The sequence below is a fragment of the Leptospira inadai serovar Lyme str. 10 genome, assembly GCF_000243675.2.
Taxonomy (GTDB): domain Bacteria; phylum Spirochaetota; class Leptospiria; order Leptospirales; family Leptospiraceae; genus Leptospira_B; species Leptospira_B inadai.
In genome coordinates, this window is sequence record NZ_AHMM02000025.1 from 289,818 (window position 1) to 307,499 (window position 17,682).

The window sequence follows — 17,682 nt, forward strand, 5'->3', positions numbered from 1 at the left end:
AGTTTTCTATCCGGTATGAGCCAGAAAATAAAGATTCTCCTCAGCTTCGTTCTACTTCTACTATTTTTCGCGACGGGAAAGGCGTTCTCGGAAGAGATTTCCAATATTCCCTTATATACCGTCGCTCAAGAACGTAAAACGCTCTATCAAGAACTTGCGATATTAAAACCGAAGGAATTACTGATCGTAAATTTCACTAGCTCGACCTGTATCCCCTGCAAAGAGGAAGTACCGAGACTCGTATCCTTTGTCGAAAATTGGAATTCCTCGAATAAGCAAGGAACCAGGCTAGTGCTGTGGATCGTTTTTTTGGAAGACACTCTCGATAGCGCAATCGAAACGGCCGCTACCTTAAAGGTAGGCACACGGGCAGAAATTCTGTACGATACCTTAAATACGAGCATGAAACATCTTAGATTTCGAGGAACTCCTACTAGCTATGTTCTTGATAAAAGCAGAAAGATCCTTTTTACAGGATCCGGATATACGGAAGAGAACTGGCGACGCATGATTTTGGCCATCGAGCAAAACGGAAGATACGAGTGAAAGAGAATCTCCTCTTATTCAATTTCCTATTTATCCTGTTGCACTTCAATTTCGGATGCATATATTATCAAACTAAGGAAATTCCGAACGAGTTAGGATACGTCGAAGCCGAGGCCCGAGGAGCCGATCGAGAGGAGGCCGAACGTAACGTTAAAATGGAAATGATCGGCATGATCCTTGGAGAACTCGTGCAATCTCAATCGATCATCATAGATTCCACTTCGAAAGGTTATTTTGTAGAATCTTCCCGTGAAGGATTAATTCGAAATTTTAAAATTCTATCCGATACACAATTAAGAGACGGCGTCAAACTAAGGGCTTCCGGTTACGTCAGCAAAAGATTGATCGGGAACGCCTTGGATGAGCAGTATAAATTTCTAGGGAAACCTCGCATTTTGGTTCTTATTTCCGAGAAGATCGGAAATAAGACCATCGAAGCGGGAAATACTAGAGCCGAAGCAAGGTTCATTTCCTTTTTTCCCGGATTCGAATTTTTAAATAAGGATAAGATTTCGGAAATTTCCTCTAAAACCAAAAATTATTCCCAATCGATCGAATCGGAAATATTCCGAAATAAAGTGATAGAATCCGCAGTAAACGAAAATTGCGAATTAGTCCTATTAGGTTTCTATGAAGTAAGACAGGGTGGAACGATAGTCGACGGCTCAGACATGCTAAGTACGTTTGCCAGTCTTAACTATAAACTTATCGAAACCCGTTCACAGAGGATTCTAGCCGCGGATACCGTTAGAGGCGGTCATCCCGCTATCGATCTAAATGTAGGATCGGAAAAAGCCATCGAGCAAATATTAAACGCACTCGTTCCTTCTTTAAAACAACGGCTCGCAAATAAATGGCAACGAGGATATACGATCAATCTAACGATAGAAGGAATGAATTACGATACGTTTGTGGATATGGATATTTCTAAAACGATTCGTTCCATCCGGGGAATTAATTCGGTAACGGAAAGAGGACGAGATTCCAAAGGTAGAATACTTCTGGACATCGAAGCTCTCTTTAATGCGGGACGACTTTATTCTTATCTACGCGACTATAAAGATCGCTTAGGAATTACCTTTCGTAGCAAGGAAATTCAGGGAAATTCCGTCGTTATCGAAGTGGAGAAGGCATTAAATCCTCGAAGATCGGAATAAGATTTGCTCGGCATGTTTACTAATTCCTTGCATTTAACGATTTACACATTTCATTTATATTTAAGGATTAAACGTCGTTTCATGGAACGGTTTTATAGAAATTCGATCGCAATTCCTGCTTTACTGATATTTTTCCTTATCCATCCTTCTTTATTTTCCGGCATCCTAGCCAACGAGAATCCTTTACCTAAAATATACGTTCATAAATTCAAACTGGAGCGTAATATTCCATCCGCTCTGGAAAATCGTCTAAGGAACGGAATTATAAACTCGATCCTGCGTAACTACGAAGGAAAGTATAATATTGCGGACGATGATTCGATTGCGACTCTGCTTCGACAAGCCGAACTGAAGCAAAAACAAAATTGCAGCGACGAAATCTGTATGACTCAAATTGCCGATGCAATCGATGCGGATATACTTGTTTCCGGGGAAATATCCGGTTCTCCCCGCGGTTTTAAGGTTTATTTGCGTAGCCAGACTCGCGATCCTAAATTATTGACCTATACGATTAAAACGAATTTTGATTTTGAATTTCAAGAATTTCAAATAGATTATTATGCGGCGGAGGCAGGACGAAAACTAATCGATCCAAAATACTCCTTGAATATCGCCGAGATCTCTCTCTCAAATCCGAGCAACGTGGACTTCCCGTCGCTAAGAATAGATCCAGCTCAAGGCACCGAAATAAATGTTCTAGATTTCAAGACCTCGGATAGCGGGGCGCAAGGATTTATAGAAGCCGCGACGGGAGCGTTGGAAGCGGCCGACCTTGCGGCTAAAAATAAACAGTATGAGAAATCCATTTCGATATACGAAACGGTTCTTTTAACGATCGAAGATCGTCTCACGGAAAAGTCTAAAAATGAAATAAAAGACTACCTAAAGGGAATTCGATCTCGAATCGCCAATTCTTATATATTCATATACAAAGGCAAACTGGACTTTATCGATGCGCAGCTAAAATCAGCCAACGCTATTCCCGGATCTAACTTAAAAACCTTCTTAGATAAATATAGGGAAATTTTCGGCGATTATCATTCCAAGGTTAAGGAAATTTATCGGACAAAAGATTTGGAAAAAGCTATCGAAGATAGAGTGGAAAAATTAGATATCGCGATTCTTAGTAACATCGAAAAAGAAGGTGATTCCCAGTATTCGAATTTCGATTTTACTAGCGCTACCCTCTCCTACCGCTTCGTTAGAGCGGAACTCTCGTCCAAACGGCCTAATACTCAATCGTACAAGATCCTAAAGACCCGGATCGAAAAGAAAATCAGCGCCTCGGAGGCGACCGGAAGATCCTATTTACATAGCAAGTTAGGCGGCATTTTTCAGACTTTAGAAAAGGATTATATTTCCGAAGGTTTGGAGACCGACGAAAAGGGAAAAAGGCAATATATTGAGCGAATCAAAGAAGGACTGAGATTAGGCTTAGAAACATTGACGCGATCCGAATTCGCGACCGACGAACTAATCAGGAATTATAACACCTTACGAAGCAAAGCCTATTCGTATGCAGGAAAAGTTATATTCGACCAAGGTAGAGCGGACGAACTACTTCACGAAGGGATAGATAAGAAGTTTCAAAAACAAATCGATACATGCATCAAAATCGGTGCCGATCCGAATTCTAGACAAAACGGATCCGGTACCACGGCAATCGAAAGGTTAATCGAAAATAAGCAGATCTTAATCAGCCCTGATGCGGTCAGAATCGCAAGAAATCAAATTCAGCCTAATCCCAGTGCCGATTCGGACCTGTTCAATGCGGTCTTTCAGAGAAAACCCGATGACATTATTAGAGCTGTCCTAAAGGGCGCCGATTCCAACTCCAAGGATTTTTTAGATAATACCCCTCTTCATAAAGCGACGGGTTACGGCTATCCTGATATTTCCGCATTGCTGCTTATGCTTGGGGCCGAGGTAAATTCCAAGAATAGCGACGGAGAAACTCCTCTGCACCGAGCGGTAGGGCAAGGCTCCATCGAAGTCTCTAAGCTTTTGCTTAGCGTCGGCTCGGACGTGAATGCGATTAAGAACGACGGAGAGACGCCGTTATACCGAGCGGTTAGCGCACCGAAAATGGCCAAGTTACTGCTGGAAACCGGAGCCGACGTAAACTTAAAAAATTACGACGGCTGGACCCCGTTACATAAAGTCGCCGAAAGCGGCAGCGGAGAGGTCGCTAAGTTGCTTTTACAAGCGGGTGCCAACGTTAATGCTAAAGATAACGTCGGATGGACTCCCTTAGATTGGGCCGTACAAAAAAATAGATTCGAAAATCCGAATATTGTGAAAATTCTACGATCCGCCGGCGGTCAATGTTTGGTAAACTGCGTGGAGTAGCGGAATCCGCGGAAAAGCGAAATGTTTAAACGCAGAACTAACCGTCAACTTTCCCGATGCTCGTTTAAGTGAGCGACCGAGCAAGGTCTAAGACTAGGTGTTATGAATTAAGCCCGAGGCGGAACTCATCAAGATCTTCGCTTAATATTTTACGAATCCAATCGGGAATAGGTATGGAACTCTTCGTCCGATGGTCGTACGAAACTTGTATAGTCTTGGCTTTTGCAAATTGAACGTTCGTATCGTGTTCGCGGACGATGGACGTAAATTCCCAGGATTTATTTCCAATATTTGAAACGCAAGTGACGACCTCGACTCGGTGTTGCAATTCCACGGGTTTGAGCAAGTCGATCTCTATTCGGGCGAGTAGAAACGGAACATCGTAAATATCTTTGACGGCGAATTTTCTTTGGCAGTAATCGACTCGCCCGATTTCAAGATAAGAAACGTATCTCGAATTGTTTACGTGCGCAAAGGGATCCAAATCATTCCAACGGGTCTGAATCGGAGTAATAAGCACGAAACGTTCCTTAAAATTGCTTCAAGAAGCGGAGATTACCCGAATGCAGATATCGAATATCATGTATTCCATATTTCATCATCACGAGTCGATCCAAGCCGAGTCCGAATGCAAAGCCCGTCCAAGCTTCCGGGTCCAAGCCGTTCAATTTAAATACGTTCGGGTGCACGAGACCGCATGGCATAAGTTCCAGCCAACCCGAATATTTGCAAACCGAACAGCCGACACCGCCGCAAACCTGACAGTTAATATCCAGTTCGAAAGCCGGCTCGACAAACGGGAAAAAGCCGGGACGAAGACGCGTTTTAACTTCCCTCTCGAAGATTCTTGAGAGTAGAACGTCCATCGTATAAATCATGTTCCCGGCCGAGATATCCTTTCCGACGACCATTCCTTCTATTTGATAAAAACATGTCTCATGAGAAGCGTCCACTTCTTCATATCTAAAAACCCTACCGGGAGCGATAATTCGAAATGGAGGTTTCAATTTTCGTAATGCACGAACTTGAATCGGAGATGTATGAGTCCTAAGTAAATTACCGTCGTCCAAATAAAACGTATCCTGCATATCTCTCGCCGGATGATCTTCCGTAAAGTTAAGTGCGCTAAAATTATTGAAATCGGTTTCCACTTCAGGACCGTCCCAAATTTCGAATCCCATCGAAGTAAAAATATCCTCCACTTCGTACTGGATATGGGAGATGGGATGCAATGTCCCCGGTTCGACCGAGCCGATCGGACGTAGAACGTCGAACCATTCCTTAGATGCAAGTTCGTCGAATATTTTCGATTTTAAATTCTCGCGAGTTTGAACGACGAAATCTTCCAATCTTCGAGAAAGATCGTTAGCCTTTCCGCCCATCGTCTTCTTTTCTTCGATGGAAAGCGAGGCCAGGTTTTTTAGAACCGAAGTAAGTTTACCTTTCTTGCCTAAATATTCGTTTTTATTTCGATCCAATTCCGCTTCGTCGGCGGAGGAGGATATGAGATCGGTTGCCTCCGAATAGATTTTGTCCAATTCTTCCGATAAATTCATTTTCTTGATCCCGCAATATCCTTAAGTAAAGGGTAAATTCCCCCGAAAGCCCCGTTGGACATAGCTAGGATCAGAATTTTCTCCCCTTCGAATTGGGGAAGGATTTTCCTTAATTTTAGAATCAAGTCCTTGGGATCCTTACAGTAAAACGGTAAAGTTCCCGAATGCTTCGGGAGCTTTAAAATCAATTTTTTTACGTCCAGGCGATTTTCTTTGGATACCTTTTTTAAATTAAAGATTTCCGTAATAAACGTTACTGTTGAACCGTTAAACGCAAAGGAATATTCCTTTTGAAAAACATTTCTGTGAGAGGTCGCACTCCTAGGTTCAAAAAGGCTAATGATCTTATGATCCGGAAAGGCTTTTCTAACCGATTTAATCGTCTCCTGGACTGCTACCGGATGGTGGGCGAAATCCTCGATCACTATCGTTTTGGATGATTCGAATAAGATCTCTTGACGTCGTTTAACGCCTGGGAATTTTTCCAGCGCATCCAGCAAGAGCGACCTTGGATCCGATTTACCTTCCTTTTTTAGGATTTCTTCGCACACCCGAAGCGCTACTTCGGCATTCCTATAATTATGATCCCCGAAAAAACGGGGACGAAGAACTCGATGACCGGAAACCAAGTTTCCCTTCTTCCAAGAGAGAACGGATTCCTTTCTATTGTATTCGAACGCTTCCGAACGTAAAAACTTAGACGCATCCTTGCATAATTTTTTTAAATTAGCGGCCCCCGCCCAATAGTAAACTTTTCCTTTTCCTGGGACTAATCGCAGTAGGCGGGCAAACATCGTTTCGATTTCTCCGATATCCTTAAAGATGTCCGCATGATCAAAATCTAATGCATTTAATACCGCATACAAAGGTCGATAATGCAGAAACTTAGAGGCTTTGTCGAAGAACGCCGTGTCGTACTCGTCTCCTTCGATGATAAAATATTCGCCGTTTGAATATTCGAAGCCGGGAAAACCATCCTGACGAATTCCACCCACAAAAAGACTGGGATTCAATCCCGCCTCCTTGAGCAAATAGTGTATCAAGAAAGTCGTAGTTGTTTTACCGTGAGTCCCGGCCACTACTACGACCTTCTTCCCCGCTAAAATATAGCGTTCTAGAGCGGAAGACATGGATGCATATTCCAAGCCTTCGTTTAAAACTTCCTCTACTTCGGGATTTCCGCGAGAGATGGCATTACCGATTACGACTAGATCTTTTCCCTTGAGACGGGACGGATCGAATCCTTCTGCATAAGGAATTCCCCATTCTTTTAGCTTGTCGGACATAGGCGGATAAACACCCGAATCCGAACCGGAAACTTCATGGCCTAAACTCCGAAGCATCGAAGCAAGATTCCCCATTGCAATGCCGCCGATTCCGATTAGATGAATCTTCAATTTAATAGCGTCCTAAAGATATTATATAAGATCGTAAATACCAGAGCAAGACTAAGCAAATATGCGACGGATGTTAAGGAGAAAATTAAGAATTCTCCGGCCTCGGAGCCGCTGACTCTCCTCATTCCTACAAAACAAAGATAATAGGAATATAAGAAGGCGATTCCTATAAACAATGCGTGGAAAGGCGAAGGTAGAATCCAAAAAATCGAAGATGCGGAAAATGGAAGGAATGCGATCGTTAAAACGTCTGCAGGAGGAAAACTTTCCCCTTTCGTTCGATCTATCTTTCTATAAAATACCCGAAGAACGTCCAATTGAAATACTACGAATAATATGATCGGATAAACGACAATCGAAGCGAGTACCCCGGAAAAAAAAGAAGTACTTACTTCTTCCGCAAAAATCCATTCAAAGGCGATGCGAATTAGGTTACTCGAAAATTTTGCGATCGGCCCCAAAATCCAAAGGGCATAATGCAATCGAAACAATTCCTTTCGCCCTAATAGCGGTTCTCTTAGATATAAATCGAACGCCTCCTCGGGAGATCGAAATAACCTCTCTAAGAGGGAAAGTTTTGCCTTATCGACTTCGGATACCGATTCTATTTGGGATATTGGAATCATTTCTTCTTAGGAGGCGGAGGTGAAATTTTCGGTGCTGCCAGCTCTATCCGACCCGCACTCTCTTTGATTTTACGAAAGGATTCCTCTGTCACGTAAAAAGGGGGTTCCCTAAAGCTTCCGTTCCAAATTCTAATCGTAGGAACGTATTTCTTATCTCCGATTTCCGTCGGTTTATGAAAACGAAACGTAATCTCGTCTCCTTCGGTTAACAAAATTTTCATTGTAGCCAAGGAATATTGGGAGTCCGATCCTTCGGGGGCGAGTAGACTGCCGACTTTAAAGCCTGCTCCTTTTTCCTGGTCCGGATATAATTCCACTCTTAGATTAATCGCAGCTCGATATAAGTCTTCGCCTACGTTAGGATCCAATAATATGATTTTTCCTGAAACCCGTCGCCAATAGTTCCGTTTAGCTCCGTTTTCTTGGTATGGATGGTTATCGATACGGACCGGCTTTCCGCCTTCTTCTAAATAATAAATTTCCTTTACCGATTCCTTTCCCGGAAAGACAAGTTGTCTCTGGCGGAAATCATCCGGGCCTTTTTGGAATCGATCGAAAATATACGAGTAGGCCGAAAGTAAAACTCGAGGAGTTCCTTCCTCTAGTACGATGCGGGTCGAGCCGTTCGAGTGTTTTTTACCGAAACGGAGAGTCTTGGTTCGATTTCCCGAGTATAGAATTAACCTAGGAGCTCCATCTCCCAAATCCAACGAAGAGGATATCGGAACACCTTCGGCGATAGATTCGGAATCTTTTACCTTAAGTTGCCCTAAATCCCGAAACGTGTTTTCGGCATTATACCCGCCTTCATACTCGATCTTCTTTTCGGTTTCCTTATCCAAAGAGGAAACTAGAAAGAATTGTCCGCCTTTTTTGACGCCTTCTTTCAAAGAGATGGAGAAAGGGGTTTTATAGAAAGTTTCTCCCGAATCGTCCATCCATTCCTTGCTCGGAGGAAGATATTCCAATTTATCCAGCGATAACTTCCAGTAAGTAATTTCGGTTAGATCTTCCTTTCGATCTTCTACTAGAAGAAATACGATGAAGAGAAGAGCGACCGAACCGAAAAGAAGGTAGAGCTTAGTCCTCATCCTTCCTCCCGATTTTTCTTCTTCGAATCACATAAATCGAACCTAATCCTGCGATTAGACCCGGGAAGACGAACATTCCCAAAATCCAAACCGCCCTCTTTTGCCCGTCCGTAAGTGAAACCGTTTGTATCTCTTCTTTCTTGGGGGCAATTGCCGGCAGACTTAAATTCTGATACATCCAAGTGGTCGAGGAGCTGGCGAGTTCATAGTTTGCGGCGAACGGAAGATATTGATCGGTTAACCAAGAAGTTCCGGAATAAATAACGATTCTTCCTTGCTCCTCAGCGGCGGAATCGTTCGGAATGGAAGGGATCGGAGGAGCTCCCGGAATCACGTCCGCAGGAGAAGTTTCGGTTTTCTGGATCGTTTGAAGAACCAGTCCGATCGGAAGATTCTTTTTTTCCTCCCCCGGATCTTGTTTGCCGTTTTGATTCGGGTCGAGATAAGCATCTCCCCCGCTTTCTAAAAGAATATAGGAATCGAATTCTTTTTTATTTCCCGCAGTAGCCTTAGCTTCAAAATAACCGGAATACGGAAATACTACTCCAAGATCTTTCTTGGAAAGAGATTCCTCGATCGGATGCTTACGAAAGGATTTAGTTACGATAACTCCCGGCTGGGATGGAATTTGAGAAAAACCGGTTTTAACAAAACTATAGCCGACTTCTTGTAGGAGCCAATCGAAAGTTTCGCCTCCCTTAGGTTCGATCGTAATCAGAACTTTACCCTTTCGTTTCAAAACATAATCCAAGACTGCGACTCTAGCTTCGGGACCTAACGGTACCGTCGGCCCTGCAATCACTAAAAGATCCACATTATCGGGAACCTTCGGAGGCCATCCGTCTTTGAATCCCAAGCCGAAAACTTTGAAATTCAAAAACGCCAAGCCTGCACTGAGACGATTTAATCTTTCATTCGGTAAATTTTGAAATGCCTGGGAATAACGCTCGCCGTTCGATTCCGTAAAGTAGATCTTTCTTTCGCTTGTGGTTACGTTAACGACCGCTTGAACGAATTTTCTTTCAAAATCTTCCAGGTCGGTCTTATCCTTTACGCTGATTCTTTGTTCGGGAAATTTTTCAACGGCGGTCGCGCCTTTTTTCTTAAAGCGCACTAGCACGATGCCATTCGAAACTTGGCCGAAATCCGCGAGTTCGTCCAATTCCACATCCGCATTAATGAACTTAACTTTAAACACTGGGTGAATCGAGGTAAGCTGACCCAACAAGATTTCGAGATCGGGGCGAATTCTTCTTAAAGCAAGCGAATTGGACTTATCCGAGGCGGGCGAGCTTTCTAAAGGCCTCGGGTAGAAGGCTATCACATCAAGCTCGCCTTCCGGAAGTTGTTTCAGAATTTTTTTTGCTTCCAAAGAAAAGGAAAACTGTCCCTGGGAACTTAAATCGAAATTATGATTTCTGATGCTCGAAACGTAGTTCGCCAAGATGATGATCAGGAGTAAAATTCCCGTTCCTAAAAGGAAATCACGAATCAGCCCCTGCTTCGAAGACTTTAAGCTGGATTGTGCACCTAACGATTCCCTTTCCCATTCTCGTAATAAGCCCAGAAAAAAGCTTCCGAGAACGAAAAGGACCAAAAGTACTAAAAGGAATTCCCGGACCGAAGAGATCCAAACGGGAGCCGCACCTCCCTTTTGGAGAGCGAAGTCTTCCAAGTAAGATCGTAAAAAATAAATTCCTAATGCACCGATTCCTAATCCGGATGAAACCAGTTGGTTCATATCCGTTTCATCTTTCTTAGGAATTAAAAAAGAAATACTTCCTGCTGCGATGAAAAGGGCAAGAATTCCTAAAGAAAAACCCAATTTAGAGCCGACTGCAACCAAGCTATCGTAAATCGGAAAGAAGAGGAGTAAACCTAGGATGGATCCCCAGGAAAGAATTCGGCGAAATAATTCGTTCTTCATCCTCTCCACCTCCTAGATTCGAGAACTTTGACCGTTAAATATAAAAAGAATATCGTTCCGCTCAAAAAGAAAACGATGCTGTTCAAAGGAAGCACTCCTTTCGAAAACCCGATAAAATGGGAAAAAATGTGCAAATGAAATAGAACTTTTCTCGTAACCGCATCAAAAAGATACGAGAAGAACCCGATCACCCAAAGCGTCAGCAGAATCATAACGGAAATCAGCATGGATATCATCTGATTCTTTCCCAAACTCGAGCCGAATAAGCCCACTGCAAACGTAAACAATCCGAGTAAAAAAACTCCGATTGTTCCGGAAGCGACGATGTACAAAGGCGCTTTCCAAAAGAAATATAAGAATAACGGAAAGAGACCGTCTACTAAGACCGAAACGATCAAACAAACAAAGGCGCCGAACAAAAATTTTCCGACTACGATTTCCAAGTCGGTCACGGGAGCGGTAAAGAGTAACTCCAGAGTGCCTCGATTTCTTTCTTCCGTAATCGATCCCATAGAAACGATAAGCATCGCGATTAAAATCGTGCTCATAAAGGAAATGAAAGTTACGACCGTCGTCTCCGCATAATTCGTCCCGGAATTAAAATTAAGAATCAGGACAAAAAGGGAATTTAAGAACGCCGTACCACCCAAGACTAAGGGAGCAAGATAGGTTCCGAAGAACACCCTCACTTCCTTCCAAAAAATCCATTTAACATTACGAAACATCAATATTGTCCCTTAAACTTTGTTCATAAAGATCTGTTCCAGGGTCACGTCCTGCTTACGTATATATTCCGGCAGGATTCCCGAAGAATTTATTCCGAAATAAAGTTCCTCTTTGAATTTTCTTTCCGATCCGGTATTAACCAGAAACGTAATCCCTTGCGGCTCTTCTCCTACGAAACGAATCGTAGCTCCGACTTTATTCGAAATCCCGGTCAGGTAGGCTTCGATCTCCGCTTTAGGTTTACCCGAAAGAGTCACTTCCAAACCGGAAAGATTTTCCATTTCTTTTTCCAACTCGGATCGATCGCATTGATACACGATTCTTCCATTGTGAAGGAATAGAAACCGATTACACGTTTTATAGACTTCCGGAAGAATATGACTCGAAAGCAAAATCGTGTGTTTTTCCTGCAAGTTTTGAATCAAGCTTCGGATCTCAACGATCTGCCTAGGATCCAAACCGGAAATCGGTTCGTCCATAATGATCACTTCGGGATTTCCCAAGATCGCTTGTGCGATACCCACGCGCTTTTTAAATCCTAGCGAGAGAGTTTCGATCACCTTATCTTTTACACCGGAGAGGTCGGTTAACGAACAGACCCTTTCGAGTTCGGATTGGACACTCTCTTCGTCGATTTGTTTGATTCGCGATGCAAAGATTAGATATTCCGATACCGTCAGCTCGGGATAAAGAGGAGGAGTTTCGGGAAGATAACCGATTTTTCTCTTTACCTGGAGCGGGTGTTCAAAGGTATTCAAACCGTCTAACTCGCAGATTCCATCGGTCGCGATCAGATATCCGGTCAAAATTCGAATGGTTGTAGTTTTTCCGGCTCCGTTTAAACCGAGAAGGCCGACGATCTCGCCCTCTTTCAGTTCGAAGTTCAACCGGTCAATTGCCAGTTTCTTTCCGTAGAATTTGGAAAGGTTCCTTACTTTTATCATACTGCTTTCTTTTCCGGAAATTCCGGTGATTGGAGAAATTTCTTTATGGACGGTTTGGGAAAGAATACCTCACACCGAGGGATGGGGGTCAATCATTTTCCCGCAGAATAGTCCGTTCCGAATGAATGTCGGGTGAATCTGAAATCGTACGTAAGAAGACTGGAACGATCGTTCTCCTTACACATAACTACCGATTTAAAACACGAGGAAAAAAGAATTGCGAAACCTAGGCTCGGAAGGAAAGCATCCTTTAACGACTACAGTATAAGGCATTCCATGGCAATAGCAAACTTCCTAAACGAAGCCAAAGCACAAGGCAATCGACTATTCCTCCAATTCGGAGGACAAGGATCTCCTTGGTTAAAAGAGCTCTCCAAGCTCTATGAATCGGACCCCTCCCTAAAGGAATTCTTCGATACCGCCTTTAAATCTCTTGCGGAAGAACTTCCTCACATAGATAAAAAATACATTCCGCAAGGCTATGACTTCGAATCCTGGCTAAAGAATCCGGAATCCGCGCCGGATGAAAGTTACCTTTGCAGCGCCACCGTTTCCATTGTCGGAATCTTCCTAACCCAAGTCGGAAATTACGTCTCTTTGACTCATAAAGGATTTTCCACATCCGAATTGGTATCCAATGCGGTCGGTGCGACAGGACATAGCCAAGGCGTCATTCCTGCCGTATTGATCGCGCTCGGTAAAGAAGGCTCGGAGTTTTACAAAGAATTTTCAAAATTTCTGAAGTTTGTTCTGTATCTCGGATATCGTGCACAAGAACAATACGGGATATTCAGTCCGACGGAAGATTTGCTGAAAGGTAACGAAGAAATCGGCGACAAGCAACCTGCTCCGATGGTTGCAGTAATCGGCTATTCCCCAGCCGAATTGGATGAAAGAGTCAAATCGATCAACTCGGAGCTAGGACTCTCGGGATTGAAAGCACTTTACGTTTCTCTTTACAATACTCCCGATTCCAATATTATTTCAGGCGATCCCGATAAGCTTCTTCTATTTCGCAAAAAGTACAAAGCCGAAATGGACGAACGAAAAATCAAATTCGTGTATCTCAGAACGACTGCTCCGTTTCATTGTCCGTTAATGGAAGCTACTGAAAATTCCGTTCCTAAGGATATGGAAAGAATCGGTTTTGCTTATAAAGGATCCGATCTGAAAATTCCGGTCTTCTCGATTTTTGACGGAAGAAATTTTCAGAACGAGTCGGAAGTAGCTCTTCCTTTGTTCAGAGAAGTTCTGATCAAAGCTTTACATTGGAATAAAGCGATGGCCGCTTTTGCAAAGACCCCTAAATTAGTAGGCATAGATTTCGGACCTAGCGTCGTTTCTCAGAAATTAACCCAGGCTAATTTAGAAGCATCCGAAAACAAAATTTACAGCGCTTCTAGTCCAAAAGACATTAAGGTTCTTTTGGCTTAGGTCAAGTTCGCCGCGATAAATCCGCGGCGAAAGGTTACGAACCTGAACCCCCTCCGGGTTAATTTTCCAAGATTTGTGAGAACCGCAGCAAGGCGGTTCTCCTTTCTTTTTCCCGATGCGATTCGCAGAAAATTACTTTTTCAAGTTCTAGCTCCGTATAGAGAAGAAGGTCTTCCTCGTTTAGGAAGATCGGCATACCAAGCCGGACTTCATTGCGAACTGAAACTTTGGATACAGGTCAAAGATCCGACCGCAAAATCGGCCGAGGCGCAGAATCAATACATTTCACCTAAGCAAAAATCGATTCTCCGGGAAATAGCGAATCGATTTTATCCCGAGGCGATTCACGCCAGATATAACGACCGTACGACGAGAGCGATGCTCGCTAGAAACGAGGCCGTTCGAGGCGCCGCTCTCCAAACCGATTTTTTCGATTTCAGGGCGGACTTTCTCCTCCCGAAACTAAACGGATGGGAGATCGTCGTGGTCAAGGCTTCCTCTTCGATGAAGAAGTCTTATTCTCAAGAATTGTCCTTCTTAAGAATGGTAATGGAAGAGGCAGGCTTTCGCGTAATTCAGACTACAGTATTATTTTTGAATTCTAAGTATTTATATTTAGAAGGTGAGGTCGATCAAAACGCTCTCTTTATTCGCAAAGACGTCAGCAAGGAAACTCTTGCAGCCCTTCCTAGCACTAGGGACCGAGCTTTTAGAATGCTGGAGGTTTTGGAAGAGACTTCGCTTCCGTCCAGGGCAAACATAAAATCCTGCGAGCACCCTCGAAGCTGCCAGTATCCGGACAATTGCCTATCGGACTCCCCGCCGGGAGATTTATTTTCGTTAAGGGAAGGTAAAGAAGAAACGCTTCGCCTGTGGCATGCAGGAATTCGAAATCTTTCCGAGATCGCCGAGTACGACGAATTTACCCTCAGACAAAAAATCCAAATCAATGCGGTAAAAAGCGGAAGAGAATATCTTAATAAGGAGAACCTGCTGCAGTTTATGGATAAGTTGCGATTTCCTCTGTATTTCTTGGATTTCGAAACTATTAACCCTCCTGTACCGATTTATCATAAATCGAATCCGTTTCAGCATATTCCGTTTCTATTTTCTCTTCATATCCTTCGCAGCAATTTAAAGGAAGAGCCCGAGGAATTTTCATACATTGACGACAATCGTATCGATCCAAGATTGGGGATTTTACAATCTCTCTCGGCTAAGATCGGCGGCGGAGGCACGATCTTAGCGTTCAACGATACATTCGAAAAACGTTGTCTCAAAGAATCGGTGCTCGTTTTTCCCGAATTCCGAAATTGGTTTGAATCCATTGAATCCGACTTTCTGGACTTAGCGCTTCCATTCTGGGATTTTGATTATTATCATCCCGACCAGGACGGAACCACTTCCCTTAAATCCGTTCTTCCGGTCTTAACCGGCGAGAATTATAAAAATTTGACCATCAATGCCGGCTATCTGGCGAATTCGGAATTCTTACGGATAAAAACGGAAACGATAAGCGAAGAAGAGAGAAAAAGAGTACAGTCCGACCTGAAGAAATATTGCCGCATGGACACGTATGCGCTTATACTCATTCTTCGAAAGCTTTCCGAAAAATTGGATTGGGCTCCAAAACTCTAATCTTCGCTCCAAGCTCGAGCAAAATGTGAATGATCCGTTCGAGCCCCCTTCGGTTCATTTTCCTCCGGTCTTCGATAGTTTCACTATTGATGCAAAGAGTTCCGTATCTAGCTAAAATCCGACTTGTCGGATGGGCTCGGCCGAATTCCCTATCCTTAGAATGGCGGCTCAAAAGAATATTAAAAAGATCGTACTCGCATACTCGGGTGGATTGGACACTTCCGTTATCCTGACCTGGTTAAAGGAAACCTACGGCTGCGAAGTCATAGCCTTTACGGCGGACGTCGGGCAGAAGGAAGAACTGACCGGTTTGGAAGAAAAAGGAATTAAGACCGGGGCATCGAAAGTATATATAGAAGATCTTCGGTTGGAGTTCGCCCGGGATTTCATTTTTCCCGCCATCCAAGGGAATGCAATTTATGAAATGCGTTACTTGTTAGGAACGTCTTTAGCACGTCCGCTCATCGCAAAAGCGATGGCCGAAGTCGGCAAAAAAGAAGGAGCGGATGCCTTCGCACACGGGGCAACGGGGAAAGGGAACGACCAGGTCCGCTTTGAATTGGCATTTAAATCCCTGGCTCCGAAAAAGGAAATTATAGCGCCTTGGAGAACCTGGAGCTTTGGAGGACGTGCCGATCTTATCGAATATGCAAAATCGAAAGGGATTCCTGTTCCGGTGACGGCTTCAAAACCCTATTCTATGGATCGTAACCTAATGCATATTTCCTACGAGGGCGGAATCTTAGAGGATCCGTACAAAGAACCGAACGAAGATATGTTTTTACTCACGGTATCACCCGAGAAGGCTCCGGATTCCCCCGAATACGTGGAATTGGATTTTCAAGAAGGTAATTGTGTCGCAGTAAACGGCAAAAAATTGAATCCGCTAGAAGTTATGGAGATCCTCAACACGTTGGGCGGGAAGCACGGGATCGGCCGCGTCGATATCGTGGAAAACAGACTCGTGGGAATTAAATCTAGAGGAGTTTATGAAACTCCCGGCGGAACGATCCTATTTCACGCACATAGAGATCTCGAATCCATCACGATCGACCGGGATACCCAGCATCATAAAGATAAACTTTCCATAGAATTGGCGGAACTCATATACAACGGACATTGGTTCTCATCCCGGATGGCCGCCGTTCGAGCATTCATCTCGGAGACGCAAAGGTTCGTCACAGGAACCGTAAAATTAAAACTTTATAAAGGAAACGCGACAGTCGTGGGGAGAAAATCCCAAATCTCTTTGTACAATCCTGAAATGGCGACCTTCGAAAAAGAAGAGCTCTATAATCAAAAAGACGCCGAAGGGTTTATAAATTTGTACGGACTTCCCGCTAAGGAAGCGGCGAGATTAAGAAAAAAATGACGAGGATCGCGATATACCCCGGCTCTTTTGACCCGCTTACAAACGGTCACGTGGATATCCTTCAGAGATCCATGGGACTGTTCGATAAAGTCATCATCGGGGTTGCCGTAAACTCGAGCAAAAGCTTCCTTTTTTCGATCGAAGAGCGATTAGGTTTTATTCGGCAGGTTACGGAAGGTTGGGCCAATTTGGAAATCGATACTTTCGAAGGATTAACCGTGGATTATTGCAGAAAGCGGGGCGCAAAGAGTATCATCAGGGGCCTCCGTGCCGTAACCGATTTCGATTATGAATATGCAATTTCCCTAATGAACAAGAAGCTGGCGCCTGAAATCGAAACGATCTTTCTCATGTCTTCCAACGAGTATTCGTTCGTATCTTCGACGATCGTCAAGGAAGTAGCAAGACACGGTCGCGATGTCTCCGCCCAAGTACCGGACATCGTAAGCAAAGCATTACTTAAAAAACTATCGAAATAAGGAAAACCAATGGCTAGAACGTTTATTATGATTAAACCCGACGGCGTAAAAAATAAACACGTCGGAGACATCCTTCAACGGATCGAAAAAGAAGGATTCAAGATTCTCGGACTGAAATACCTCAAACTTTCTCTGGAAGACGCTAAACAATTTTATAAAGTTCACTCCGCTCGTCCTTTCTACAATGATTTATGCAATTATATGTCTTCGGGACCGATCGTTGCAGCCGCTCTAGAAAGAGAAAATGCCGTACAGCATTGGAGAGACGTTATCGGAGCTACCGATCCTAAGGAAGCTGCCGCCGGAACGATCCGAGCCCTATTTGCGGAAAGCAAAGAAGCGAATGCCGTGCACGGCTCGGACTCCGACGATAACGCGGCTCTTGAAATCAGCTTTTTCTTTAAAGGTAACGAATTATTCTAATTCCTTTTATCTTCGAT

At 43.7% G+C, this 17,682-nt stretch carries 16 protein-coding genes; 8 read left to right on the forward strand and 8 right to left on the reverse strand.

The genetic code is table 11. The features are described 5' to 3' along the window. The first annotated feature begins 15 nt into the window (after positions 1-15). The 3 genes from LEP1GSC047_RS17110 to LEP1GSC047_RS17120 all read left to right on the forward strand — a co-directional run bounded on the left by LEP1GSC047_RS17110 (position 16) and on the right by LEP1GSC047_RS17120 (position 4,052). A complete protein-coding gene (locus LEP1GSC047_RS17110; RefSeq protein ID WP_010417010.1) occupies positions 16-546 on the forward strand; it encodes a TlpA family protein disulfide reductase in 531 nt (176 codons plus the stop codon). Continuing rightward, positions 543-1,703, forward strand: a complete 1,161-nt coding sequence (locus LEP1GSC047_RS17115; RefSeq protein ID WP_010417008.1) for a hypothetical protein — start codon at positions 543-545, stop codon at positions 1,701-1,703. Before LEP1GSC047_RS17110 ends, LEP1GSC047_RS17115 begins: the two co-directional genes overlap by 4 nt. A gap of 81 nt (positions 1,704-1,784) precedes the next feature. Then, positions 1,785-4,052 carry an ankyrin repeat domain-containing protein gene (locus tag LEP1GSC047_RS17120; RefSeq protein WP_020989171.1) on the forward strand — a complete coding sequence of 756 codons (2,268 nt, stop codon included), beginning with the start codon at positions 1,785-1,787 and terminating at the stop codon, positions 4,050-4,052. Between the two features lie 100 nt (positions 4,053-4,152). On the opposite strand, the gene LEP1GSC047_RS17125 is transcribed toward LEP1GSC047_RS17120, so the two are convergent. The 8 genes from LEP1GSC047_RS17125 to LEP1GSC047_RS17160 are packed head-to-tail and all read right to left on the reverse strand — an operon-like array spanning position 4,153 to position 12,319. Continuing rightward, on the reverse strand, positions 4,153-4,572 hold the full coding sequence (locus tag LEP1GSC047_RS17125) for an acyl-CoA thioesterase (RefSeq protein WP_010417004.1): 420 nt from the start codon (positions 4,570-4,572) through the stop codon (positions 4,153-4,155). Positions 4,573-4,582: 10 nt separating this feature from the next. Then, entirely contained in the window at positions 4,583-5,608 is a 1,026-nt protein-coding gene (gene pheS, locus LEP1GSC047_RS17130; protein WP_010417002.1) for a phenylalanine--tRNA ligase subunit alpha, read from the reverse strand. Next, positions 5,605-7,005 carry a UDP-N-acetylmuramate--L-alanine ligase gene (locus tag LEP1GSC047_RS17135; RefSeq protein WP_010417000.1) on the reverse strand — a complete coding sequence of 467 codons (1,401 nt, stop codon included), beginning with the start codon at positions 7,003-7,005 and terminating at the stop codon, positions 5,605-5,607. The genes pheS and LEP1GSC047_RS17135 overlap by 4 nt, the downstream gene beginning before the upstream one ends. Beyond that, positions 7,002-7,631 (reverse strand): hypothetical protein, encoded by a 630-nt coding sequence (locus LEP1GSC047_RS17140; RefSeq protein ID WP_020989129.1) that lies wholly within the window; start codon positions 7,629-7,631, stop codon positions 7,002-7,004. Before LEP1GSC047_RS17140 ends, LEP1GSC047_RS17135 begins: the two co-directional genes overlap by 4 nt. Continuing rightward, a complete protein-coding gene (locus LEP1GSC047_RS17145; RefSeq protein ID WP_010416999.1) occupies positions 7,628-8,722 on the reverse strand; it encodes a hypothetical protein in 1,095 nt (364 codons plus the stop codon). Before LEP1GSC047_RS17145 ends, LEP1GSC047_RS17140 begins: the two co-directional genes overlap by 4 nt. Continuing rightward, positions 8,712-10,649, reverse strand: a complete 1,938-nt coding sequence (locus tag LEP1GSC047_RS17150) for a motility-associated ABC transporter substrate-binding family protein (protein WP_010416997.1) — start codon at positions 10,647-10,649, stop codon at positions 8,712-8,714. Before LEP1GSC047_RS17150 ends, LEP1GSC047_RS17145 begins: the two co-directional genes overlap by 11 nt. Next, entirely contained in the window at positions 10,646-11,374 is a 729-nt protein-coding gene (locus LEP1GSC047_RS17155) for an ABC transporter permease (protein WP_010416996.1), read from the reverse strand. The genes LEP1GSC047_RS17150 and LEP1GSC047_RS17155 overlap by 4 nt, the downstream gene beginning before the upstream one ends. Before the next feature lie 12 nt (positions 11,375-11,386). Next, on the reverse strand, positions 11,387-12,319 hold the full coding sequence (locus LEP1GSC047_RS17160; RefSeq protein WP_010416994.1) for an ABC transporter ATP-binding protein: 933 nt from the start codon (positions 12,317-12,319) through the stop codon (positions 11,387-11,389). A 276-nt stretch (positions 12,320-12,595) separates the two neighbouring features. On the opposite strand from LEP1GSC047_RS17160, the gene LEP1GSC047_RS17165 reads away from it, so the two are divergent. The 5 genes from LEP1GSC047_RS17165 to LEP1GSC047_RS17185 all read left to right on the forward strand — a co-directional run bounded on the left by LEP1GSC047_RS17165 (position 12,596) and on the right by LEP1GSC047_RS17185 (position 17,665). Beyond that, a complete protein-coding gene (locus LEP1GSC047_RS17165; protein WP_039935717.1) occupies positions 12,596-13,753 on the forward strand; it encodes an ACP S-malonyltransferase in 1,158 nt (385 codons plus the stop codon). 75 nt (positions 13,754-13,828) lie between these two features. Then, a complete protein-coding gene (locus LEP1GSC047_RS17170; RefSeq protein WP_010416989.1) occupies positions 13,829-15,391 on the forward strand; it encodes a DUF2779 domain-containing protein in 1,563 nt (520 codons plus the stop codon). Positions 15,392-15,551: 160 nt separating this feature from the next. Next, positions 15,552-16,763 (forward strand): argininosuccinate synthase, encoded by a 1,212-nt coding sequence (locus tag LEP1GSC047_RS17175; protein ID WP_010416987.1) that lies wholly within the window; start codon positions 15,552-15,554, stop codon positions 16,761-16,763. Then, positions 16,760-17,242: a pantetheine-phosphate adenylyltransferase gene (gene coaD, locus LEP1GSC047_RS17180; protein WP_010416985.1), complete on the forward strand. Its 483-nt coding sequence runs from the start codon at positions 16,760-16,762 to the stop codon at positions 17,240-17,242. Before LEP1GSC047_RS17175 ends, coaD begins: the two co-directional genes overlap by 4 nt. Positions 17,243-17,251: 9 nt before the next feature. Beyond that, positions 17,252-17,665, forward strand: a complete 414-nt coding sequence (locus LEP1GSC047_RS17185) for a nucleoside-diphosphate kinase (RefSeq protein ID WP_010416971.1) — start codon at positions 17,252-17,254, stop codon at positions 17,663-17,665. The last annotated feature ends 17 nt before the right edge of the window (positions 17,666-17,682 follow it).